Here is a 20,286-nt window from a genome sequence, read left to right on the forward strand (position 1 = left end):
AGTCACCGCGAAGGGGCCCTGCCGATCCGGCAGGGCCCCTTCGTCATGCCCGGCTCCGTCATGCCGGTCAGCCGCAGGCGGTCAGCGCAGCCGCGGGCTGAGCGGGACGTCGAGGTGCGGCGGCAGCGCCTCGTCGACGCCTCGGTCCCACACGTCGGGGTGGGCGCCGCGGTGGTAGGTGTCCTCCTGCGGGTCGCGGAACATCCACGTGAGGCGCGGCTCGAAGACGGGCCGGAACACCGTGGCCACGGGCTTGGTCATCAAGATGTTGGCGACGATGATCGCGACGACGATGCAGCCCAGGACGGCGGTGGCGCCGTACGGTTCGATCCGCTCCCAGAGCCGGAAGTGCCGGTCGAGCCACACGATGATGAACCCGTGCAGCAGGTAGCAGTAGAACGTGCGACCGCCCAGCGTCGTGGTCCAGGAACGGGCACGAGGCACCAGTGAGAGTGCCGCCAGGGTGAGCACGAACGCGATCACCAGCAGGGCGGCCCGCGTGGCGATGCCCTCGACCGGGCCGGCGTCGAGCTCGTCGTAGCGGGCCTTCCACAGCAGCCACGTGGTGGGCCAGCGGTCGGCCCACGACTGCGCGTACAGCTGGCACAGCACGAACGTGGCGACCAGCAGCACGACGGCGGCCGCCCGGATCCGGGCGCGGCCCAGGCGCAGGAACAGGTCGCGATCGAAGTGGAGCCCGATGACGTAGAACGGCAGCAGGCCCAGGACCTTGGGCAGGGCCAGCACGTTCGGGATCTCGATGAGGCCCGACAACAGCGAGATCAGCACGGCCGTCGTGATCGGGTACTTCAGCGCCCGCCAGATCGGGGTGGTCAGCCGCCAGATGAACAGGGCGGCCAGGAACCAGCCGAGCCACTGCGGCGACAGGATCATCCAGTGCTCGGGCTCGCCGTCGTAGTGACGGGTGATCAGCTGCAGGCCGGTCTCGACGATCAGGTACGGCACGATCAGGGTCGACACGATGCGCCTGATCTGGCGGAAGTCGCCGACGTAGTGGCGGGCCGTGTAACCCGAGATCAGCACGAAGAACGGCATGTGGAAGGCGTAGATCCACGTGTAGACGCCGCGGGCCGAGTCCATCACGACCAGCTCGGTCAGTGAGTGGCCGACCACCACCAGGAGCATCACCCAGTACCGGGCGTTGTCGAGGTAGGCGACGCGTTCCTTGGGCGTGGTCGTGCTGATCGGCAGGGGGTCGAGTCGGCTCATCGCCCTCGACTCTAGTTGCTCGGCCGCCCGAGGACAGCCCGGTGAACCTGCCGCGAGAGGAGGCTCAGACCGTCGGGTCGACGAACAGCGCGAGGTAGTTGCCGCGCGCCGAGAGCGTGTGCACCGTGCGGATCCGGCGGCCGTCGGCCCCGGTGCCCCACGTCGTGATGATGACCTCGTTGAGGTCGGCGACGACGTCGCGCTTCAGCGCCGCCTCCGGGACCCGTCCCTGGGTGAACGCCGTCGCGATCTCGGTCGCGATGGACGCCCGCGGGGTGGTCATCGTGGCGAACGCCGGGCGCTCCCCGGACAGCAGGACCGTCGCGCTCGTGGGCGGGGTGTAGCCGTCGAGCACCAGCTCGGGCGCGTCCTCGTCCATCTTGGGCCAGATCCAGCCCGTCTTCTCGTCGGTGTCCTCGACCTTCGGCGGGTCGGCCAGGTCCTCGGGAGAGCGCTCCTCCTGGCCCGTGCGCGGGTCGCCGACGTAGGCCAGCGACAGCGTCATGACCGGACGTTCGAGGGAGGCGTAGTTGCCCGTGCGGGTGGGGACTCGGCCCGGGTCGACCGTCAGGACCACGTGCAGGTCGCGGCCACCGGGGCTCACCCCGGTGACGTCGAGCTTGCAGCCGGTGATCCGCCGATCGGTGGCCTTGCAGTACGCGGCCAGGTCGTCGGTGACGATCTGGGCCTCGGGCAGCAGCACGGAGAGGTCGGCCAGCATCCGGCGCAGGACGAGCGTCGGGTTGCCGTCGACGCGCATGAGCGAGACGAAGGTGTCCGGACGCGGCGGATCGTCGAGGTCCTCGAAGAGGTCACCCTCGGGCCGGGTGTCGAGCGTGGGCGTCGGTGTCGGCGTGGGCTCGGTGGCCTCGCCGTCCTCCTCCGCCTCCGCGGCCTCCTCGAGCGCCTGCTCGGCACGCACGGCGTCGAGTTCGGGCTTGTACGCGTCGATGAGGCGCTCGCTGCGGTAGCGCACCAACGGGCCGAGCTGGGTCGCCCCGTCCGGCACGCTGATGCCGTATCCGATCGGGCTGGCCGGACCGGACTCGTGGGAGTCGATTCCCGGGGGAGTGGTCGTGCGATCAGCGCTGGGGATCGCCCCAGTGGAGGTGCACCCGGTCACAATCAGCAGCGCCGCTGTCGCGGCGATGGCGGCAGTCAGACGACGCATCGAATCCCTCGGTAGATGTGGACCTCCCGAGGATACCGGGTGGCGTCGTATGGTTCTGTCCATGTTCGCGCCGAGCCAGCCCGAGTCCATCTTCACCTACGGTGCCCCCGCCTTGAAGTTCGGACCGGGCGCCCGTCACGAGATCGCGCACGACCTCGGTCGATTCGCCGCCAGCCGGGTCCTGGTGGTGACGGACCCGGGGGTCGCGGCCACGGGCGCGCCCCAGGAGCTCGCCGACCGCATCGAGGCGACAGGCGTCGAGGCCATCGTGTTCGACGGCACTCGCGTCGAGCCGACGGACGCCAGCCTCAACACGGCCATCGACTTCGCCCGCTCCCACGGCCCGTTCGACGTCGTGATCGCGTTCGGCGGAGGCAGCAGCATCGACACCGCCAAGGCGGTCAACCTGCTGCTGACCAACGAGGGCGAGCTGATGGACTACGTCAACGTCCCGGTCGGCCGTGGCCAGGCGCCGGCCAAGCCGTTGCTGCCGCTCATCGCCGTCCCCACCACGACGGGCACGGGCAGCGAGAGCACGACCATCTGCGTGCTGGACGTCGTGGCGCAGCACGTGAAGACCGGCATCTCGCACGCCGCGCTGCGTCCGACGTACGCGGTGGTCGACCCCGAGCTCACGATCACGCAGCCGGCGGGGGTCACGGCCGCATCGGGGCTGGACATCCTGTGCCACGCGCTCGAGAGCTACACGGCGCGTCCCTTCACCTCGTACGAGGCCAAGGCCCCGCAGGAGCGGGTGCCGTACTGCGGCTCCAACCCCATCGCCGACCTGTGGGCCGAGAAGGCGTTGACCCTCATGAGCACGGCGTTCCGCGAGGCGGTCCGTCACGGGGACGACGTGGCCGCGCGGGAGCAGATGGCGATGGCGGCGACCTTCGCCGGTCTGGGGTTCGGCAACGCCGGTGTGCACATCCCGCACGCCAACGCCTACCCGATCGCCGGCCAGGTGGGCGACTTCCACCCGGAGGACTACCCGAAGCCCGACGGCACCACGGGCCACGGCCTGGTGCCCCACGGCATGGCCGTCTCGATGACCGCGCCGGCGGCGTTCCGCTTCACGTTCGAGGCGGCGCCGGACCGGCACGTGCGTGCGGCCCGGCTGCTGGACCCGGACGCCGTCATGACCGACGATCCGGCCGAGCTGCTGCCGACGGTGCTCACGGCGGTGATGCGCGACGTGGGCGTCCCGTCCGGGCTCGCCGAGCTCGGGTTCGGCGAGTCCGACCTGCCGTCGCTGGCCGAGGGCACCCTGAAGCAGCAGCGCCTGCTGGCGACCGCTCCGCGCGAGGTGACGGAGGACGACGTCGTCACGATCCTGTCCGGCTCGGTCGAGCTGTGGTGACGGCGCGCGCGTGACGGCACGTCCCACCGCGGCCGACCGGGTGTTCGCGCTGCTGCGCGAGCGCATCGTCGGCGGCGACCTGGCCGCGGGCTCGCAGCACTCCATCTACCGGTTGTCCGAACAGCTGGACGTGTCGCGCACGCCGGTGCGTGAGGCGGTGCTGCGTCTGGCGGACCTGGGTCTGGTGGAGGTCGAGCGCAACCGAGGCATCCGCATCCGCGGCGTGACGGTCGCCGACGTCCGTGAGGTCTTCGAGCTGCGGCTCCTGCTGGAGGTGCCGGCTGCCGCGGCCGCCGCCCGTCGCGCGGACGCGATCCTGCGCTCCGCGCTGGCCACGAACATCGAGGTCACGCGCGAGCACGCGCAGGCCGGCCGCGAGGCCGACTTCACCCAGGTCGACCGGGACTTCCACGCCTTGATCGCCTCCGCGTCGCAGAACACCCGGCTCGAGGCCGAAGTGGCGCGGCTGCGCGACTCGATCCAGGCACGCGGGGTCTCGACGTTCGGTCGCTCGCGCCCCCTGGCCGAGGTCGTCGCCGAGCACGCGCCCGTGGCCGATGCCATCGGGCGGGGCGAGCCCGAGCAGGCCGCCGGTGCGATGGCCGATCACCTCGAGCACACCGGCACCCTGCTGATGGGACAGGTGGCGGCTCGCGACGAGGTCGTCGATCGCCGGTGGGCCGCGCCGGTGCGTGCGGCGGTCGCGGCAGCAGGCAGTAGCATGCTACTGACGGACGACTCTGACGAAGGACCGCGATGACCACGCCCGGCCTGGACGACCGCCTCGACACCACCGGTGACGTCGTGGCGGCACTCGAGCGAGCCGGCGTGCGCGACGTCGACTCCTCCTCGCTGGCGCGGGCGCTCTACAGCTCGGACGCCTCGCTCTACCGCGTCGAGCCGACCGTCGTGGTGCGACCGCACGACCTCGACGAGGTCCACGCCGTGGTCGAGGCGTGCCGGACGACGGGAACGCCGCTGACGTCGCGCGGCGCCGGGACCTCGATCGCCGGGAACGCGGTCGGTACAGGTGTCGTGCTGGACTTCTCGCGCCACATGAACCGGATCCTCGCGATCGATGAGGCGACCCGCACGGCCGAGGTGCAGCCCGGCGTCGTGCACGCCGCCCTGCAGCGCGTGGCCGCGCCGCTCGGGCTGCGTTACGGACCCGACCCCTCGACCCACACCCGATGCACCGTCGGCGGCATGATCGGCAACAACGCCTGCGGCAACCGGGCTCTCGGGTACGGCCGCAGCGCCGACAACGTGGCCGCGCTCGACCTGCTGACGATGGCGGGGGAGCGGTTCCAGGTCGGCCGGGACGTGGCGGTGACGTCCGACCGTCTCCAGGGACTGCGCTCGCTGGTCGGTGCCAACCTCTCGACCGTGCGCACCGAGTTCGGGCGGTTCGGCCGCCAGGTCTCGGGCTACAGCCTCGAGCACCTGCTGCCCGAGCGGGGCTTCGACGTCGCCTCGTTCATGGCCGGCACCGAGGGGACGCTCGCCGTCACCCTGGGAGCGACCGTCGACCTCGTGCAGGACGCGCCGGTGCGCCACCTCGTGGTGTTGTCCTTCGCGTCCATGGCCGAGGCCGCCGACCACGTCCCCGCGATCCTGCCCTTCGAGCCGATCGCCTGCGAGGGACTGGGCGGGCGCATCGTCGAGGTCTACCGAGCGGCTCACGGCGTCTCCTCGGTCCCCGACCTGCCGAACGGCGACGGGTTCCTCTACGTCGAGCTGGCCGGTGACGACGCCGCCGAGCTGCGCGCACGGGCCGACCGGGTCGTCCGTGCATCGGGCGCCCTGGGGCACCGGCACGTCACGTCGCCGATCGAGCAGTCGGTGCTGTGGCGGATCCGCGAGGAGGGTGCCGGACTCGCCTCGCGTGCGTGGGACCGTCCGGCGCTGGCCGGCTGGGAGGACGCCGCGGTCCCGCCCGAGCACCTCGGTGTCTACCTGCGCGAGTTCGAGGACCTGCTCGCCCAGCACGACCTGCACGGCACCCTCTTCGGTCACTTCGGTGACGGCTGTGTGCACGTGCGCATCGACTTCCCCCTGGACGCTCCGGACGGGCACCGGGGGTTCCGCTCCTTCCTCACCGACGCGGCGACGCTGGCGGCCTCGCACGGCGGATCGTTCTCGGGGGAGCACGGTGACGGTCGGGCCCGCTCCGAGCTGTTGCCTCTGATGTACTCGCCCGAGGCCATCGGCCTGTTCGAGCAGGTCAAGCACGTCTTCGATCCCGAGGACCTGCTGAACCCCGGCGTGCTGGTCCGTCCGCGTCCCCTCGACGCCGACCTGCGCACGCTGGGCGCGGGCTGGCCCGCAGGTCTGCCGGGAACTCGCAAGGGACTGAAGCTGCTGCACGACGACGGCGACTTCGGTGTCGCCGTGCACCGCTGCACGGGTGTCGGCAAGTGTCTGGCCGCGCCCGCCGCGGGGGTCATGTGCCCGTCGTTCCAGGCGACCCGCAACGAGAAGGACTCCACCCGGGGCCGCTCGCGGGTCCTGCAGGAGATGGTCGACGGCCGCCTCGTCGGTCAGGGCTGGTCGAGTCCCGAGGTGCACGAGGCGCTCGACCTCTGCCTGTCGTGCAAGGGCTGCCTGGGCGACTGCCCCACCGGCGTGGACATGGCCAGCTACAAGTCCGAGGTCCTGCACCAGACGTACCGGGGCCGACTGCGTCCGCGCAGCCACTACATCCTCGGTCGCCTGCCGATGTGGGCCCGCCTCGGTGCCCCGCTGGCGCGGCTGTCGAACATGGCCCTGCGCCTGCCCGGGATCGCTCACCTGGCGCGCTGGGTCGCGGGCATCGACCAGCGTCGCAACATCCCGGCGTTCGCGCCGCGGACGTTCTCGCGCGAGATGGCCGACCGCGAGCCGGCCGTCGGCGGTGATCCGGTGCTGGTCTGGGCCGACTCGTTCACCGAGTACTTCTCCACCGAAGCCGGTCGCGCCGCGGTGCGGCTGCTCGAGGCCGTCGGGTACGAGGTGCGATTCCTCGAGCGGCAGCAGTGCTGCGGCCTGACGTGGATCTCGACCGGTCAGCTCGATCACGCCGCGAAGCTGGCCGGTGCGGCGGTCGAGCAGCTGCACCCGTTCGTCGCGCAGGGCATCCCCGTCGTCGGTCTGGAGCCGTCGTGCCTGGCCGTCCTGCGCACCGACGCCGTCGAGCTGGTCGACGACCCCCGGGCCGCCGAGGTCGCCCGCGGGGTCTTCACGCTGGCCGAGCTGCTGCGTGACCGGGAGCAGCTCGAGCTGCCCGACCTCACGGGCCGCACCCTGGTCGTGCAGCCGCACTGCCACCAGTCGTCCGTGATGGGCTTCGACGCCGATCTCCAGCTGCTCGCGCGTACGGGCGCGACGGTCAAGCGGGTGGGCGGTTGCTGCGGACTGGCGGGCAACTTCGGGGTGGAGAAGGGGCACTACGAGGTGTCGGTGGCCGTCTCCGAGCTGCAGCTCATGCCCGCCGTGCGCGAGGCCGGGCCGGACGCGATCGTCGTGGCGGACGGCTTCAGCTGCCGCACGCAGCTCGAGGACCTCGCCGACGTCCGGGCCGTCCACCTGGCTCAGCTCCTGCTGGGGGAGCACTGACCAGAGGGTGACCGCCGCTCCGGGCTCCGGGCAGGATGTGCGCATGGAAGATCCGCTGATCCTGCTCGGCCGTGAGATGGCCGGGTTCGCCGCGCTGGTCGGTGACGTCGCCGGCGACGAGCCCGTGCCGTCCTGTCCGGGGTGGACGACCGCGGACCTGGTCACGCACCTGGGCGCCATCCACCGGTGGGCCGCCGCCATCGTGCTGTCGGGGCGGCGGATCGCCGATGAGCCGGCCGTGACGGCGACCGAGCCGCTCGACGAGTGGTACGCCGGGACGGCGACCGCCCTCATCGCCGCGCTCCAGGCCGTCGACCCCGATGAGCCGGTGCCCAACTTCGCGCGCATCGACGAGGTGGCGGCCTTCTGGCCCCGGCGACAGCTGCACGAGACCTGCATCCACCGCGTCGACCTGCTGCAGGCGTGCGGGCGACCCGAGCACACGTGGGCCGTCGACCCCGAGGTGGCCGCCGACGGCATCGCCGAGGCGATCCGGGTCTTCGGCCGGCGGATGACCGACCGCGGCCGGCGCCCCCACGTGCACGCGCCGATCCGCCTCGTCGCCACGGACCTGGACCGCACCTGGATCGTGGCCCCGGACGAGGACGACCCCCTCGCGGCGCCGCGCCTGGTGCAGCGCGAGGTCGACGTCGAGGGGGAGGCCGTGGGCACGGCCACCGACCTCTACCTCGCCGTGTGGGGGAGGGCGCCTGCGTCCACCGTCGCTCCGTCGGGCGCCGCCGTGGCGTGGTTCGCCGGCCCCCGCGTGTGCTGACCGCATCCTGGCGCTGGCCCGCGAGCCGAGGCGATTTGTCCCGACACGGCGGGCTCAGGTAAGATGGGGAGCCGTGCCCGACGTGAGTCGGCGCGACGTTCGAACGGACAAGGGCCCCTGGCCCGATGATCCGTGACCACGGCGGTCGGATACCGCCGCGGTGGAGATCGAGGAAGACCTGCGAGGCGGCATGCGCGCCCGCGATGTAACGGGAGAATTCTCCCAGGAAGAGGCATAGTGCCCACCATCAACCAGCTTGTCCGCAAGGGCCGCCAGAGCAAGGTCGTCAAGACCAACACGCCGGCCCTCAAGGGTTCGCCCCAGCGGCGCGGCGTGTGCACCCGCGTGTACACCACGACCCCGAAGAAGCCGAACTCCGCGCTGCGCAAGGTCGCCCGCGTCCGGCTCTCCAGTGGCACCGAGGTGACCGCCTACATCCCCGGCGAGGGCCACAACCTGCAGGAGCACTCGATCGTGCTCGTTCGCGGTGGTCGTGTGAAGGACCTCCCCGGTGTTCGCTACAAGATCATTCGCGGCTCGCTCGACACCCAGGGTGTCAAGGGCCGCAAGCAGGCTCGCAGCCGTTACGGCGCGAAGAAGGAGAAGAGCTGATGCCTCGTAAGGGTCCCGCTCCGAAGCGTCCGATCGAGACTGATCCGGTCTACGGCAGCCAGCTGGTCACCCAGCTGATCAACAAGGTTCTGTTCGACGGCAAGAAGCAGGTCGCGCAGCGCATCGTCTACACCGCCCTCGAGGGCACGCGTGAGAAGTCCGGCACCGATCCGGTCATCACGCTCAAGCGCGCGCTCGACAACGTCAAGCCCGCCCTGGAGGTCAAGAGCCGCCGTGTCGGTGGCGCCACCTACCAGGTGCCGGTCGACGTCCGTCCGAACCGTCAGACCACCCTCGCGCTGCGCTGGCTCGTCAAGTACAGCTCCGAGCGTCGCGAGAAGACCATGGCCGAGCGCCTCATGAACGAGCTGCTCGACGCCAGCAACGGTCTCGGTGCCAGCGTGAAGAAGCGCGAGGACACCCACAAGATGGCCGAAGCCAACAAGGCGTTCGCCCACTACCGCTGGTGATCCTGGGCGCAACGTCGTTGCGCTCTCCCACCGAACCACTTCTGTAAAGGCTGATCCACACGTGGCAACCGACATCACCACCGACCTGACCAAGGTCCGCAACATCGGCATCATGGCGCACATCGATGCCGGTAAGACCACCACCACCGAGCGCATCCTGTTCTACACCGGCATCACCTACAAGATCGGTGAGGTCCACGAGGGCGGCGCCACGATGGACTGGATGGAGCAGGAGCAGGAGCGCGGCATCACGATCACGTCGGCCGCGACGACCTGCTGGTGGAACAAGCACCAGATCAACATCATCGACACCCCCGGTCACGTCGACTTCACCGTCGAGGTCGAGCGCTCGCTGCGCGTCCTCGACGGCGCCGTCGCCGTGTTCGACGGTGTCGCCGGTGTCGAGCCGCAGTCCGAGACGGTCTGGCGTCAGGCCGACAAGTACGGCGTCCCGCGCATGTGCTTCGTCAACAAGCTCGACCGCACGGGCGCCTCGTTCGACTTCTGCGTCAAGACGATCCGTGAGCGCCTCGGCGCCACGGCCCTCGTCCTGCAGATGCCGATCGGCGCCGAGTCCGACTTCCTGGGTGTCGTCGACCTGATCGGCATGCGTGCCCTGACGTGGCGCGGCGAGACGACGATCGGCGAGGACTACGCCGTCGAGGAGATCCCGGCCGACATGGTCGCCGCCGCCGAGGAGGCCCGCGAGGCCATGCTCGAGACGCTGGCTGACGTCGACGACGATTTCGCCGAGCTGTTCCTCGAGGGTGCCGACATCTCCGTCGACGTGCTCAAGGCCGCCATTCGGCGCGCGACGCTGGCTGCCAAGCTCAACCCGGTGCTGTGCGGTACCGCGTTCAAGAACAAGGGCATCCAGCCCCTGCTCGACGCGGTCGTCGACTTCCTGCCCAGCCCGATCGACGTCGGCGACATCGTCGGCCTCGACCCGAAGGACGAGACGAAGACCGACACGCGTGCGCCGTCGGACGACGCTCCGTTCTCGGGCCTGGCGTTCAAGATCGCCACGGACCCGCACCTGGGCAAGCTGACCTTCGTGCGTGTCTACTCCGGTCGCCTCGAGGCGGGCACGCAGGTGCTCAACGTCACGAAGGGCCGCAAGGAGCGGGTCGGCAAGGTCTACCAGATGCACGCCAACAAGCGTGAGGAGATCGCGTCGGTCGGCGCCGGCCAGATCGTGGCCGTCATGGGCCTCAAGGACACCACCACCGGTGAGACGCTCGCTGACGCGGCCCACCCGATCGTGCTCGAGTCGATGACCTTCCCGGATCCGGTGATCCAGGTCGCGATCGAGCCGAAGACCAAGAGCGACCAGGAGAAGCTGGGCGTCGCCATCCAGAAGCTCGCCGAGGAGGACCCGACGTTCCAGGTCCACACGGACGAGGAGACGGGTCAGACGATCATCGCCGGCATGGGCGAGCTTCACCTCGACATCCTCGTCGACCGCATGAAGCGCGAGTTCAAGGTCGAGGCGAACGTCGGCAAGCCGCAGGTCGCCTACCGCGAGACCATCCGTGGCACGGTCACCGGTCACAGCTACACGCACAAGAAGCAGACCGGTGGTTCGGGTCAGTTCGCGAAGGTCGTCATCGGGCTCGCGCCCAATGGCCCCGACGCCGGTGGCGAGGGTGGCTACGAGTTCGTCAACGAGGTCACGGGTGGTCGCGTCCCGCGCGAGTACATCCCCTCGGTCGACGCCGGTGGCCAGGCCGCCATGGAGTTCGGCGTGCTCGCCGGATACCCGATGGTCGACGTCAAGTTCACCCTCGAGGACGGCGCCTACCACGACGTCGACTCCAGTGAGCTCGCGTTCAAGCTGGCCGGCAACCAGGCCTTCAAGGAGGCCGCTCGCAAGGCGAACCCGGTTCTCCTCGAGCCGATGTTCGCCGTCGAGGTCACGACGCCCGAGGACTACATGGGCGACGTGATCGGCGACCTCAACTCCCGACGTGGACAGGTTCAGTCCATGGAGGAGGGCTACGGCGGCGCCAAGATGATCAAGGCGCTCGTGCCGTTGTCCGAGATGTTCGGTTACGTGGGCGATCTGCGGTCGAAGACCTCAGGCCGCGCGTCGTACTCGATGCAGTTCGACTCCTACGCCGAGGTCCCCAAGGCCGTGGCCGAAGAGATCATCAAGAAGGCCCGCGGCGAATGAGCTTCGGACCCATCGCGTAGGGTTGCCAGAGGTTCGCTCCGACGCGTTCCACACGGCGTTTCAGTCAACAAGATCTAGATACACCAAAACCAGGAGGGCCCCAGTGGCTAAGGCGAAGTTCGAGCGGACCAAGCCGCACATGAACATCGGCACCATCGGTCACATCGACCATGGCAAGACGACGCTGACCGCGGCGATCACCAAGGTGCTGCACGACAAGTACCCCGATCTGAACGAGGCCTCGGCCTTCGATCAGATCGACAAGGCTCCGGAGGAGCGTCAGCGCGGCATCACGATCTCGATCTCGCACGTTGAGTACCAGACCGAGAACCGTCACTACGCGCACGTCGACTGCCCCGGCCACGCCGACTACGTCAAGAACATGATCACCGGCGCGGCTCAGATGGACGGCGCGATCCTCGTGGTCGCCGCCACCGACGGCCCGATGCCGCAGACGCGTGAGCACGTGCTGCTCGCCCGCCAGGTCGGCGTGCCGGCCATGGTCGTGGCGCTCAACAAGTGCGACATGGTCGACGACGAGGAGATCCTGGAGCTCGTCGAGCTCGAGGTTCGCGAGCTGCTCAACGAGCAGGACTTCGACGGTGACAACGTTCCCGTCGTCAAGGTTGCGGCCCACCCGGCCCTGACCGGCGACGAGAAGTGGGCCGAGTCGATCCTCGAGCTCATGAACGCGGTCGACGAGTACATCCCGCTGCCCCCGCGTGAGACGGACAAGCCGTTCCTCATGCCGGTCGAGGACGTCTTCACGATCACCGGTCGTGGCACCGTCATCACGGGTCGTATCGAGCGCGGCATCGTCAAGGTGAACGACACGGTCGACATCGTGGGCATCCGCGAGGACAAGCAGACGACGACCGTCACGGGCATCGAGATGTTCCGCAAGCTGCTCGACGAGGGCCAGGCCGGCGAGAACGTGGGCCTGCTGCTGCGTGGCACGAAGCGTGAGGACGTCGAGCGCGGCATGGTCGTGATCGCTCCCGGTTCGACCACCCCGCACACGGAGTTCGATGGTCAGGTCTACATCCTGTCCAAGGAGGAGGGTGGCCGTCACACGCCGTTCTTCAACAACTACCGTCCGCAGTTCTACTTCCGCACCACGGACGTCACCGGCGTCGTCACGCTGCCCGAGGGCACCGAGATGGTCATGCCCGGCGACAACACCGAGATGTCGGTCGTGCTGATCCAGCCGATCGCCATGGAGGAGGGCCTGCGCTTCGCCATCCGCGAGGGCGGCCGTACCGTCGGCGCCGGCCGTGTCACCAAGATCCACAAGTGATCTGATCTGACACGCACTGCGTGAGGAACCCCCGAGGCTTCGGCCTCGGGGGTTCTTTCTTTTTCCGGCGCCGCCGCGCCGGCCGGTAGCCTCGCGGTGTGGGCCATGATCACGCGCACGGCGCCGGGGTGAAGCACCGAGGACGCCTCGGACTCGTGCTGGCGCTCACTCTCTCGGTCCTCGTCCTGCAGGTGGTCGTGGGCCTCGTGACCGGCTCGCTGGCGTTGCTCGCCGACGCCGGCCACCTGCTCAGCGACTCGTTCGGCCTGGTCCTCGCGCTGGCGGCCATCGCGGTGGCCCAGCGACCCGCGGGGGCGCGCAGCACCTACGGCTTCCATCGCACGGAGGTGCTGGCCGCCGGACTCAACGCCCTGATCCTGATCGGTCTGTGCGTCGCCATCGTGATCGGCGCCGTGCGACGGCTCGAGGATCCGCCCGCGATCGAGGGCGGCTGGGTCCTCGCCGCCGGCCTCGTCGGCCTGGTCGTCAACGTGGTCGGGCTGCTCGTGCTGCGCTCCGGCGCCCAGGAGAGCCTGAACGTGCGGGGCGCCTACCTGGAGGTCATGGGCGACGCCCTGGGCTCCGTGGCGGTCATCGGGTCGGCCGTCGTCATCCTCGCGACGAGCTGGTACCCGGCGGACCCGCTCGCGTCCCTGCTGATCGCCGCGCTCATCGTGCCCCGTGCCGTCTCGCTGTTGCGTGACGTCGCCGAGGTCCTGCTCGAGGCCAGCCCGCGCGATGTCGACCTCGACGCCGTGCGGAACCACATCCTCGGCGTCCGCGGTGTCGTGGACGTCCACGACCTCCACGTCTGGACCATCACCAGCGGGATGCCGGTGATGAGCGCCCACGTCGTCGTCGACGAGAGCGTGGTCGACATGGGCGACGCCCACGCGGTGCTCGACCAGCTCGGCGAGTGCCTCAGCGGTCATTTCGACGTGGCCCACTCGACCTTCCAGCTGGAGCCGGCGGGACACCTCGAGAACGAGAGCCACCGCCACCGGTAGGTCGCCGTCCCGGGGCGGGTGTGACGAGGCCGACGACGTTCCACGAGCCCCGATTTGGAAACTCCGGGAGATGTCTGTCAGAATGGTCAGGTTGCCCCGGCATGTTCGCGGTGGCTCCTGCGGTTGGGAACTCACGCCCAGCTCAACGCACGAGCCGAACCCGAGTCCATGTTGTCCGGCCAGCCGCACCGCATCGCGGGGCGGAGCCGGTCCAACCACCTAACTCGAGAAGTGTGTGTTCCTCTGTGCCCCGCAGGCACCGCGACACGCCCGACCTCGGGGAACGGAGACGGGGGCATGCCTACCCCGAACCCGGGGGCTGGCGAAGACGAACGTAAAGGACGAGCGAGAGCATGGCGGGACAAAAGATCCGTATCCGGCTCAAGGCCTACGACCACGAGGTCATTGACTCCTCGGCGAAGAAGATCGTCGACACCGTGACCCGGACCGGCGCCAAGGTCGCCGGCCCCGTGCCGCTTCCGACGGAGAAGAACGTGTACTGCGTCATCCGTTCGCCGCACAAGTACAAGGACAGCCGCGAGCACTTCGAGATGCGCACCCACAAGCGGCTCATCGACATCATCGACCCGACGCCCAAGACCGTCGACTCGCTCATGCGACTCGACCTGCCGGCCGGCGTCGACATCGAGATCAAGCTCTGAGGGAGGGACGCACACCATGAGCAGCAGCACACTCACCGCGCGCGGCCTTCTCGGCCGCAAGCTCGGGATGACGCAGGTCTGGGACGAGAACAACCGGGTCGTCCCGGTGACCGTCCTCGAGGCCTCCACGAACATCGTCACCCAGATCCGGACGCGCGAGACCGATGGCTACAGCGCCATCCAGCTCGGCTACGGCGAGGTCGACGGACGCAAGCTGAACAAGCCCCAGGCGGGCCACTTCGCGAAGGCCGGCGTCACGCCGCGCCGCCACATCGTGGAGATCCGCACGGAGGCCGTCGCCGACTACACCCTCGGCCAGGAGATCTCGCCCGAGATCTTCGCCGCCGGTGACAAGGTCGACGTGACCGCCACCAGCAAGGGCAAGGGCTTCGCCGGCGTCATGAAGCGTCACGGCTTCGCCGGCGTCTCCGCCTCGCACGGCGCGCACCGCAACCACCGCAAGCCCGGCTCGATCGGTGGCTGCGCCACCCCGGGCCGTGTCTTCAAGGGTCTGCGCATGGCGGGCCACATGGGCACGGACACCGTGACCACCCAGAACCTCACCGTCCACGCGGTCGACACCGAGCGGGGCCTCATCCTGGTCAAGGGCGCTGTGCCCGGGGCCAAGGGCGCTCTCGTCGTCATCCGCTCCGCTGCGAAGGGAGCCTGACCGACATGGCACAGACCATCGACGTCGACCTGCCCGTCGACATCTTCGACGCCCGCGTCAGCATTCCGTTGATGCACCAGGTCGTCACCGCACAGCTCGCCGCCGCCCGTCAGGGCACGCACGACGTCAAGTCGCGCGGCGAGGTCCGTGGTGGCGGCAAGAAGCCGTACCGCCAGAAGGGCACCGGCCGCGCCCGTCAGGGCTCGATCCGCGCGCCCCAGTACAACGGTGGTGGCGTCGTTCACGGCCCCACGCCGCGTTCGTACGACCAGCGCACGCCCAAGAAGATGAAGGCCGCCGCCCTGCGCGGTGCCCTCACCGACCGGGCCCGCAGTGGCCGTCTGCACGTCGTCGAGTCCTTCGTGACCGGTGACGCGCCGTCGACCAAGGCAGCGCTCGCCGTGGTGCGCGACCTCACGATCCGTCCCCGCGTGCTCGTGGTCCTGGACCGCGACGACGCCGTGACGGCCAAGAGCCTGCGCAACGCCGAGCTGATCGCCACGATCACCTTCGACCAGCTCAACACGTACGACGTGCTGCTGGCCGACGACGTGGTGTTCACCAAGGCCGCGTTCGACGCCTTCGTGGCGGCGCGCTCGGCTGAGGGTGTCGACACGGTCAAGCTGAGCCAGGCGGTCGTCGAGTCCGACGCCCCCGCGGCCAAGCCGGCCAAGAAGACGGCCAAGAAGGTCGCGGCCCAGGCCGAGACCGCCCCGGTTGAGACCGCCCCGGCGGACGAGCCCAAGGCCGGCGCCACGAAGACCCAGCCGTACGGCCCCGGTTCGAAGGCGCCGCTCGCGAGCGGCAACGCGCCCAAGGGTCACGAGATCAAGGGCAACGAGAACTCGAAGAAGTACCACACGCCTGACAGCCAGTGGTACGACCAGACGGTCGCCGAGGTCTGGTTCGACTCCGTCGAGAGCGCCGAGGCCGCTGGCTTCGCTCCCGCCGGTGGCGCCGAGGCCCAGGAGGAGAACTGATGACCAACCACGGAACCTTCGCCCGGGACGTCCTGATCGCCCCGGTCGTCAGCGAGAAGAGCTACGGCCTCCTCGACGACAACAAGTACACGTTCCTGGTCCACCCGGACGCCAACAAGACCCAGATCAAGATCGCCGTCGAGGAGATCTTCGGGGTCAAGGTCACCGGTGTGAACACGATCAACCGCAAGGGCAAGGCCCGTCGCACTCGCAACGGTGTCGGCAAGCGCAAGGACACCAAGCGCGCCGTCGTCAGCGTGGTCGCCGGCCAGAGCATCGACATCTTCTCGAGCCCGAGCTGAAGGACTGACTGACATGGCTATTCGCAAGTACAAGCCCACCACCCCGGGCCGTCGCGGCTCGAGCGTGGCGGACTTCGCCGAGATCACCCGCACCACGCCCGAGAAGTCGCTGGTCGAGCCGCTGCCCAAGAAGGGCGGCCGCAACAACCAGGGCCGGATCACCACCCGTCACCAGGGTGGCGGCCACAAGCGCGCCTACCGCGTGATCGACTTCAAGCGTTACGACAAGGACGGCGTGCCGGCCAAGGTCGCTCACATCGAGTACGACCCCAACCGCACCGCCCGTATCGCGCTGCTGCACTACGCCGACGGCGAGAAGCGCTACATCATCGCGCCCGAGGGCCTGAAGCAGGGCATGGCCGTCGAGGCCGGTGCCGGTGCTGACATCAAGCCCGGCAACAACCTGCCGCTGCGCAACATCCCGGTCGGCACCACGATCCACGCGATCGAGCTGCGTCCGGGCGGCGGCGCCAAGATGGGCCGCTCGGCCGGCGCCAAGGTGCAGCTCGTCGCCAAGGAGGGCTCGAAGGCGCAGTTGCGTCTGCCCTCCGGCGAGATGCGCTACGTCGACGTGCGTTGCCGCGCCTCCATCGGTGAGGTGGGCAACTCCGAGCAGTCGAACATCAACTGGGGCAAGGCCGGCCGCAACCGTTGGAAGGGCAAGCGCCCGTCCGTCCGTGGTGTCGCCATGAACCCGATCGACCACCCGCACGGTGGCGGTGAGGGCAAGACCTCCGGTGGCCGTCACCCGGTCAGCCCGTGGGGCAAGCCCGAGGGCCGTACGCGTAAGCGCAAGGCCAGCGACCAGATGATCGTCCGCCGTCGCAAGAGCGGCCGCTGAGAGAGGACCTGGAGAAAAAGATGCCTCGTAGTTTGAAGAAGGGTCCCTTCGTTGACGGCCACCTTGAGAAGAAGGTGGACGCCCAGAACGCAGCCGAGACCCACAACGTGATCAAGACGTGGTCGCGCCGCTCGATGATCCTGCCGTCCTTCATCGGACACACGATCGCCGTGCACGACGGCCGCAAGCACGTTCCCGTGTTCATCACCGACTCGATGGTCGGCCACAAGCTGGGGGAGTTCGCTCCCACCCGCACGTTCAAGGGCCACGAGAAGGACGACCGGAAGGCGAAGCGCCGATGAGTGCCACTACCCGCGACAACGTGAGCGAGCGCCGCGCGCGCCTGCTCGGCGACCGTCCCGGAGCCTTCGCCGTGGCGCGCTACGTGCGTGTCACCGCGCAGAAGTCCCGCCGTGTCGCCGACCTGATCCGCGGCTCGCGCGTCGAGGATGCCCTGACCATGCTGAAGTTCCAGCCGCAGGCTGTGGCCGAGAACTTCTACAAGCTGGTCGATTCGGCAGCCGCGAACGCCGAGACCACCGAGGGTCTGGATCGTTCGACCCTGGTCATCACCACGGTGATGGTCGACGAGGGTCCGACGATGAAGCGCTGGCGCCCCCGCGCCAAGGGTGCGGCCAACCGCATCCTCAAGCGCACGAGCCACCTGACGGTGGTCGTCGAACCCGCAACCGATGAGAAGAAGGGTGGCAACTGACATGGGTCAGAAGATCAACCCGCACGGTTTCCGCCTGGGCATCTCCACGGATCACAAGAGCCGTTGGTACGCCGACAAGCTGTACTCCAGCTACGTCGGTGAGGACGTCAAGATCCGTCGCCTGCTGACCAAGGGCATGGACCGCGCCGGCATCAGCCGCGTCGAGATCGAGCGCACCCGCGACCGGGTCCGTGTGGACATCCACACGGCTCGTCCGGGCATCGTGATCGGCCGTCGTGGCGCCGAGGCCGACCGCATCCGCGGCGACCTCGAGAAGCTGACCGGCAAGCAGGTCCAGCTGAACATCCTCGAGGTCAAGCAGCCCGAGATGGACGCGCAGCTCGTCGCGCAGGGCGTGGCCGAGCAGCTCTCCGGTCGTGTGCAGTTCCGCCGTGCCATGCGCAAGGCGATGCAGACGACGATGCGCTCCGGTGCCAAGGGCATCCGGATCCAGTGCTCGGGTCGTCTCGGCGGCGCCGAGATGAGCCGCTCGGAGTTCTACCGCGAGGGTCGCGTCCCGCTGCACACGCTGCGCGCCGACGTCGACTACGGCTTCTACGAGGCCAAGACGACCTTCGGCCGCATCGGCGTGAAGGTCTGGATCTACAAGGGCGAGGTCGCCGGTACCCGGGCCGAGCGCGAGGCCGAAGCGGCCCGTCGCGCTGCTGCTCCCGGCAGCCGTCGTCCCGGTCGTGGAGAGCGTGGCGGCCGCCGCCCCGCTCGTGACGCCGCTCCCGCTGCCGCGCCGGCTGCCGCCGAGGCGGCTCCCGCGGCCGCTCCTGCGGCCACCGAAGGAGTTGAGTCCTGATGTTGATGCCCCGTCGCGTCAAGTACCGCAAGCAGCACCACCCCAAGCGGCGTGGCATGGCCAAGGGAGGCACGGAGCTCGCTTTCGGCGACTTCGGCATCCAGGCCGTCGAGGGTCACTACGTGACCAACCGTCAGATCGAGTCCGCTCGTATCGCCATGACCCGTCACATCAAGCGTGGCGGCAAGGTCTGGATCAACATCTACCCGGACCGCCCGCTGACCAAGAAGCCCGCCGAGACCCGCATGGGTTCCGGTAAGGGCTCGCCCGAGTGGTGGGTCGCCAACGTCAAGCCCGGTCGCGTGATGTTCGAGCTCTCGGGCGTCACCGAGGAGGTCGCCCGTGAGGCGATGCGCCGCGCGATTCACAAACTGCCGATGAAGGCCCGCTTCATCACCCGCGAGACAGGAGACCTGTGATGGCAAGCAACGCCGCAGAACTCCGCGACCTCACCGCCGATGACCTGGCCGCGAAGCTGAAGGAGGCCAAGGAGGAGCTGTTCAACCTGCGCTTCCAGAACGCCACCGGTCAGCTCGACAACACCGCGCGTCTGCGCACGGTGCGCAAGGACATCGCGCGCATCTACACGGTCATCCGTGAGCGCGAGCTCGGCATCATCGAGCCGCTGCCGAATGAGGGGGCGAAGGCATGAGCACGAAGGACAACGAAGTGAGCAACGAGCGCGCCGCACGTAAGATCCGCGAGGGTCTGGTCGTCAGCGACAAGATGGACAAGACCGTCGTCGTCAGCATCGAGGAGCGCTTCAAGCACCCTCTGTACGGCAAGGTCCTGCGCCGCAACATCAAGCTGAAGGCTCACGACGAGGCCAACGAGGCCGGCATCGGCGACCGCGTGCTCCTGTCGGAGACGCGTCCGCTGTCGGCCACCAAGCGTTGGCGCATCGTCGAGATCCTCGAGAAGGCGAAGTGAGAGACAGATGATTCAGCAGGAGTCGCGACTCAAGGTCGCCGACAACACGGGTGCCAAGGAGATCCTCTGCATCCGCGTTCTCGGTGGCTCCGGTCGTCGCTACGCCGGTATCGGCGACACGATCGTCGCCACCGTCAAGGATGCGATCCCCGGAGGCAACGTCAAGAAGGGCGATGTCGTCAAGGCGGTCATCGTGCGCACCGTCAAGGAGCGCCGCCGTCCCGACGGTTCGTACATCAAGTTCGACGAGAACGCCGCCGTGATCCTCAAGGCTGACGGCGACCCGCGTGGAACCCGCATCTTCGGCCCCGTGGGCCGCGAGCTGCGCGACAAGAAGTTCATGCGCATCATCTCGCTCGCTCCGGAGGTGCTCTGAGATGGCTCGAATTCGCAAGGGTGACCAGGTCAAGGTCATCGCCGGCAAGGACAAGGGCGTCGAGGGCAAGATCATCGCCGTCCTGGAGAACGACCGCGTGATCGTGGAAGGCGTCAACCGGGTGCAGAAGCACACGCGCGCCGGACAGGCCGGAGCCGAGGGCGGCATCATCACCGCCGAGGCTGCGATCCACGTCTCGAACATCATGCTCGTCGTCGACGCCGACGGTGAGAAGACCACCACCAAGGTCGGCTCTGGCGTCATCGACGGCAAGAAGACCCGTATCAGCCGCAAGACCGGAAAGGAGATCTGA

General features: G+C 69.0%; 24 protein-coding genes. 22 read left to right on the forward strand and 2 right to left on the reverse strand.

Annotation, left to right across the window (positions count from 1 at the left end):
- Positions 1-81: 81 nt before the first annotated feature.
- Together GL325_RS13855 and GL325_RS13860 are read right to left on the reverse strand one after the other, a co-directional pair.
- Positions 82-1,230: an acyltransferase family protein gene (locus GL325_RS13855; RefSeq protein WP_187769909.1), complete on the reverse strand. Its 1,149-nt coding sequence runs from the start codon at positions 1,228-1,230 to the stop codon at positions 82-84.
- 64 nt (positions 1,231-1,294) lie between these two features.
- Complete coding sequence (locus GL325_RS13860; protein WP_187769910.1) at positions 1,295-2,401, reverse strand: hypothetical protein; 1,107 nt, start codon at positions 2,399-2,401, stop codon at positions 1,295-1,297.
- A 61-nt stretch (positions 2,402-2,462) separates the two neighbouring features.
- Here GL325_RS13860 and GL325_RS13865 point away from each other — a divergent pair, with 61 nt between their 5' ends.
- The 22 genes from GL325_RS13865 to rplX all read left to right on the forward strand — a co-directional run bounded on the left by GL325_RS13865 (position 2,463) and on the right by rplX (position 20,286).
- A complete protein-coding gene (locus tag GL325_RS13865; protein WP_187769911.1) occupies positions 2,463-3,761 on the forward strand; it encodes a hydroxyacid-oxoacid transhydrogenase in 1,299 nt (432 codons plus the stop codon).
- Positions 3,762-3,771: 10 nt separating this feature from the next.
- Positions 3,772-4,521 carry a GntR family transcriptional regulator gene (locus GL325_RS13870; protein WP_187769912.1) on the forward strand — a complete coding sequence of 250 codons (750 nt, stop codon included), beginning with the start codon at positions 3,772-3,774 and terminating at the stop codon, positions 4,519-4,521.
- Positions 4,518-7,355 carry an FAD-binding and (Fe-S)-binding domain-containing protein gene (locus GL325_RS13875; protein WP_187769913.1) on the forward strand — a complete coding sequence of 946 codons (2,838 nt, stop codon included), beginning with the start codon at positions 4,518-4,520 and terminating at the stop codon, positions 7,353-7,355. The genes GL325_RS13870 and GL325_RS13875 overlap by 4 nt, the downstream gene beginning before the upstream one ends.
- A 43-nt stretch (positions 7,356-7,398) precedes the next feature.
- Positions 7,399-8,130 carry a maleylpyruvate isomerase family mycothiol-dependent enzyme gene (locus GL325_RS13880; protein ID WP_187769914.1) on the forward strand — a complete coding sequence of 244 codons (732 nt, stop codon included), beginning with the start codon at positions 7,399-7,401 and terminating at the stop codon, positions 8,128-8,130.
- 237 nt (positions 8,131-8,367) lie between these two features.
- Positions 8,368-8,742, forward strand: coding sequence for a 30S ribosomal protein S12 (gene rpsL / locus GL325_RS13885; protein WP_019143662.1), 375 nt, complete (start codon positions 8,368-8,370; stop codon positions 8,740-8,742).
- A complete protein-coding gene (gene rpsG, locus GL325_RS13890) occupies positions 8,742-9,212 on the forward strand; it encodes a 30S ribosomal protein S7 (RefSeq protein ID WP_146825783.1) in 471 nt (156 codons plus the stop codon). The genes rpsL and rpsG overlap by 1 nt, the downstream gene beginning before the upstream one ends.
- 61 nt (positions 9,213-9,273) lie before the next feature.
- Positions 9,274-11,385: an elongation factor G gene (fusA, locus tag GL325_RS13895; protein WP_187411722.1), complete on the forward strand. Its 2,112-nt coding sequence runs from the start codon at positions 9,274-9,276 to the stop codon at positions 11,383-11,385.
- Between the two features lie 103 nt (positions 11,386-11,488).
- Positions 11,489-12,682 (forward strand): elongation factor Tu, encoded by a 1,194-nt coding sequence (gene tuf / locus GL325_RS13900; RefSeq protein WP_187411723.1) that lies wholly within the window; start codon positions 11,489-11,491, stop codon positions 12,680-12,682.
- 98 nt (positions 12,683-12,780) lie between these two features.
- On the forward strand, positions 12,781-13,689 hold the full coding sequence (locus GL325_RS13905; protein ID WP_187769915.1) for a cation diffusion facilitator family transporter: 909 nt from the start codon (positions 12,781-12,783) through the stop codon (positions 13,687-13,689).
- Positions 13,690-14,042: 353 nt separating this feature from the next.
- Positions 14,043-14,351, forward strand: coding sequence for a 30S ribosomal protein S10 (gene rpsJ, locus GL325_RS13910; RefSeq protein WP_078699131.1), 309 nt, complete (start codon positions 14,043-14,045; stop codon positions 14,349-14,351).
- Between the two features lie 16 nt (positions 14,352-14,367).
- Positions 14,368-15,021 (forward strand): 50S ribosomal protein L3, encoded by a 654-nt coding sequence (gene rplC / locus GL325_RS13915; protein ID WP_154595852.1) that lies wholly within the window; start codon positions 14,368-14,370, stop codon positions 15,019-15,021.
- 5 nt (positions 15,022-15,026) lie between these two features.
- Positions 15,027-16,001, forward strand: coding sequence for a 50S ribosomal protein L4 (rplD, locus tag GL325_RS13920; protein WP_154595851.1), 975 nt, complete (start codon positions 15,027-15,029; stop codon positions 15,999-16,001).
- A complete protein-coding gene (gene rplW / locus GL325_RS13925) occupies positions 16,001-16,303 on the forward strand; it encodes a 50S ribosomal protein L23 (RefSeq protein ID WP_154595850.1) in 303 nt (100 codons plus the stop codon). The genes rplD and rplW overlap by 1 nt, the downstream gene beginning before the upstream one ends.
- Positions 16,304-16,316: 13 nt before the next feature.
- Positions 16,317-17,144 carry a 50S ribosomal protein L2 gene (rplB, locus tag GL325_RS13930; RefSeq protein ID WP_154595849.1) on the forward strand — a complete coding sequence of 276 codons (828 nt, stop codon included), beginning with the start codon at positions 16,317-16,319 and terminating at the stop codon, positions 17,142-17,144.
- Positions 17,145-17,164: 20 nt separating this feature from the next.
- Positions 17,165-17,446: a 30S ribosomal protein S19 gene (gene rpsS / locus GL325_RS13935; protein WP_078699126.1), complete on the forward strand. Its 282-nt coding sequence runs from the start codon at positions 17,165-17,167 to the stop codon at positions 17,444-17,446.
- Positions 17,443-17,859: a 50S ribosomal protein L22 gene (rplV, locus tag GL325_RS13940; protein ID WP_154595848.1), complete on the forward strand. Its 417-nt coding sequence runs from the start codon at positions 17,443-17,445 to the stop codon at positions 17,857-17,859. The genes rpsS and rplV overlap by 4 nt, the downstream gene beginning before the upstream one ends.
- 1 nt (position 17,860) lies before the next feature.
- Positions 17,861-18,667, forward strand: a complete 807-nt coding sequence (gene rpsC / locus GL325_RS13945; protein ID WP_154595847.1) for a 30S ribosomal protein S3 — start codon at positions 17,861-17,863, stop codon at positions 18,665-18,667.
- The gene (rplP, locus tag GL325_RS13950) at positions 18,667-19,086 is read left to right on the forward strand and encodes a 50S ribosomal protein L16 (RefSeq protein ID WP_154595846.1); all 420 of its coding nucleotides are present in this window, start codon (positions 18,667-18,669) and stop codon (positions 19,084-19,086) included. The genes rpsC and rplP overlap by 1 nt, the downstream gene beginning before the upstream one ends.
- Positions 19,086-19,319, forward strand: a complete 234-nt coding sequence (gene rpmC / locus GL325_RS13955) for a 50S ribosomal protein L29 (protein ID WP_154595845.1) — start codon at positions 19,086-19,088, stop codon at positions 19,317-19,319. The genes rplP and rpmC overlap by 1 nt, the downstream gene beginning before the upstream one ends.
- Positions 19,316-19,597 carry a 30S ribosomal protein S17 gene (rpsQ, locus tag GL325_RS13960; RefSeq protein ID WP_154595844.1) on the forward strand — a complete coding sequence of 94 codons (282 nt, stop codon included), beginning with the start codon at positions 19,316-19,318 and terminating at the stop codon, positions 19,595-19,597. The genes rpmC and rpsQ overlap by 4 nt, the downstream gene beginning before the upstream one ends.
- Positions 19,598-19,604: 7 nt before the next feature.
- Positions 19,605-19,973, forward strand: coding sequence for a 50S ribosomal protein L14 (rplN, locus tag GL325_RS13965; protein ID WP_019143636.1), 369 nt, complete (start codon positions 19,605-19,607; stop codon positions 19,971-19,973).
- 1 nt (position 19,974) lies between these two features.
- Complete coding sequence (rplX, locus tag GL325_RS13970; protein ID WP_154595843.1) at positions 19,975-20,286, forward strand: 50S ribosomal protein L24; 312 nt, start codon at positions 19,975-19,977, stop codon at positions 20,284-20,286.

Origin of the sequence: Aeromicrobium sp. 636, assembly GCF_024433585.1 — a bacterium.
In the GTDB taxonomy this organism is placed as follows: Bacteria; Actinomycetota; Actinomycetes; order Propionibacteriales; family Nocardioidaceae; genus Aeromicrobium; species Aeromicrobium senzhongii.

What these genes read in the sequence shown, in the direction of transcription:
- rpsG (WP_146825783.1), top strand. Translation starts at nt 8,742, where the DNA reads ATGCCTCGTAAGGGTCCCGCTCCGAAGCGTCCGATCGAGACTGATCCG.
- rplP (WP_154595846.1), top strand. Translation starts at nt 18,667, where the DNA reads ATGTTGATGCCCCGTCGCGTCAAGTACCGCAAGCAGCACCACCCCAAG.
- GL325_RS13875 (WP_187769913.1), top strand. Translation starts at nt 4,518, where the DNA reads ATGACCACGCCCGGCCTGGACGACCGCCTCGACACCACCGGTGACGTC.
- GL325_RS13865 (WP_187769911.1), top strand. Translation starts at nt 2,463, where the DNA reads ATGTTCGCGCCGAGCCAGCCCGAGTCCATCTTCACCTACGGTGCCCCC.
- GL325_RS13880 (WP_187769914.1), top strand. Translation starts at nt 7,399, where the DNA reads ATGGAAGATCCGCTGATCCTGCTCGGCCGTGAGATGGCCGGGTTCGCC.
- rpsJ (WP_078699131.1), top strand. Translation starts at nt 14,043, where the DNA reads ATGGCGGGACAAAAGATCCGTATCCGGCTCAAGGCCTACGACCACGAG.
- GL325_RS13860 (WP_187769910.1), bottom strand. Translation starts at nt 2,401, where the DNA reads ATGCGTCGTCTGACTGCCGCCATCGCCGCGACAGCGGCGCTGCTGATT.
- rplW (WP_154595850.1), top strand. Translation starts at nt 16,001, where the DNA reads ATGACCAACCACGGAACCTTCGCCCGGGACGTCCTGATCGCCCCGGTC.
- rplV (WP_154595848.1), top strand. Translation starts at nt 17,443, where the DNA reads ATGAGTGCCACTACCCGCGACAACGTGAGCGAGCGCCGCGCGCGCCTG.
- rplD (WP_154595851.1), top strand. Translation starts at nt 15,027, where the DNA reads ATGGCACAGACCATCGACGTCGACCTGCCCGTCGACATCTTCGACGCC.
- rpmC (WP_154595845.1), top strand. Translation starts at nt 19,086, where the DNA reads ATGGCAAGCAACGCCGCAGAACTCCGCGACCTCACCGCCGATGACCTG.
- rplB (WP_154595849.1), top strand. Translation starts at nt 16,317, where the DNA reads ATGGCTATTCGCAAGTACAAGCCCACCACCCCGGGCCGTCGCGGCTCG.
- rplN (WP_019143636.1), top strand. Translation starts at nt 19,605, where the DNA reads ATGATTCAGCAGGAGTCGCGACTCAAGGTCGCCGACAACACGGGTGCC.
- rpsQ (WP_154595844.1), top strand. Translation starts at nt 19,316, where the DNA reads ATGAGCACGAAGGACAACGAAGTGAGCAACGAGCGCGCCGCACGTAAG.
- rplX (WP_154595843.1), top strand. Translation starts at nt 19,975, where the DNA reads ATGGCTCGAATTCGCAAGGGTGACCAGGTCAAGGTCATCGCCGGCAAG.
- rpsC (WP_154595847.1), top strand. Translation starts at nt 17,861, where the DNA reads ATGGGTCAGAAGATCAACCCGCACGGTTTCCGCCTGGGCATCTCCACG.
- GL325_RS13855 (WP_187769909.1), bottom strand. Translation starts at nt 1,230, where the DNA reads ATGAGCCGACTCGACCCCCTGCCGATCAGCACGACCACGCCCAAGGAA.
- rpsS (WP_078699126.1), top strand. Translation starts at nt 17,165, where the DNA reads ATGCCTCGTAGTTTGAAGAAGGGTCCCTTCGTTGACGGCCACCTTGAG.
- rplC (WP_154595852.1), top strand. Translation starts at nt 14,368, where the DNA reads ATGAGCAGCAGCACACTCACCGCGCGCGGCCTTCTCGGCCGCAAGCTC.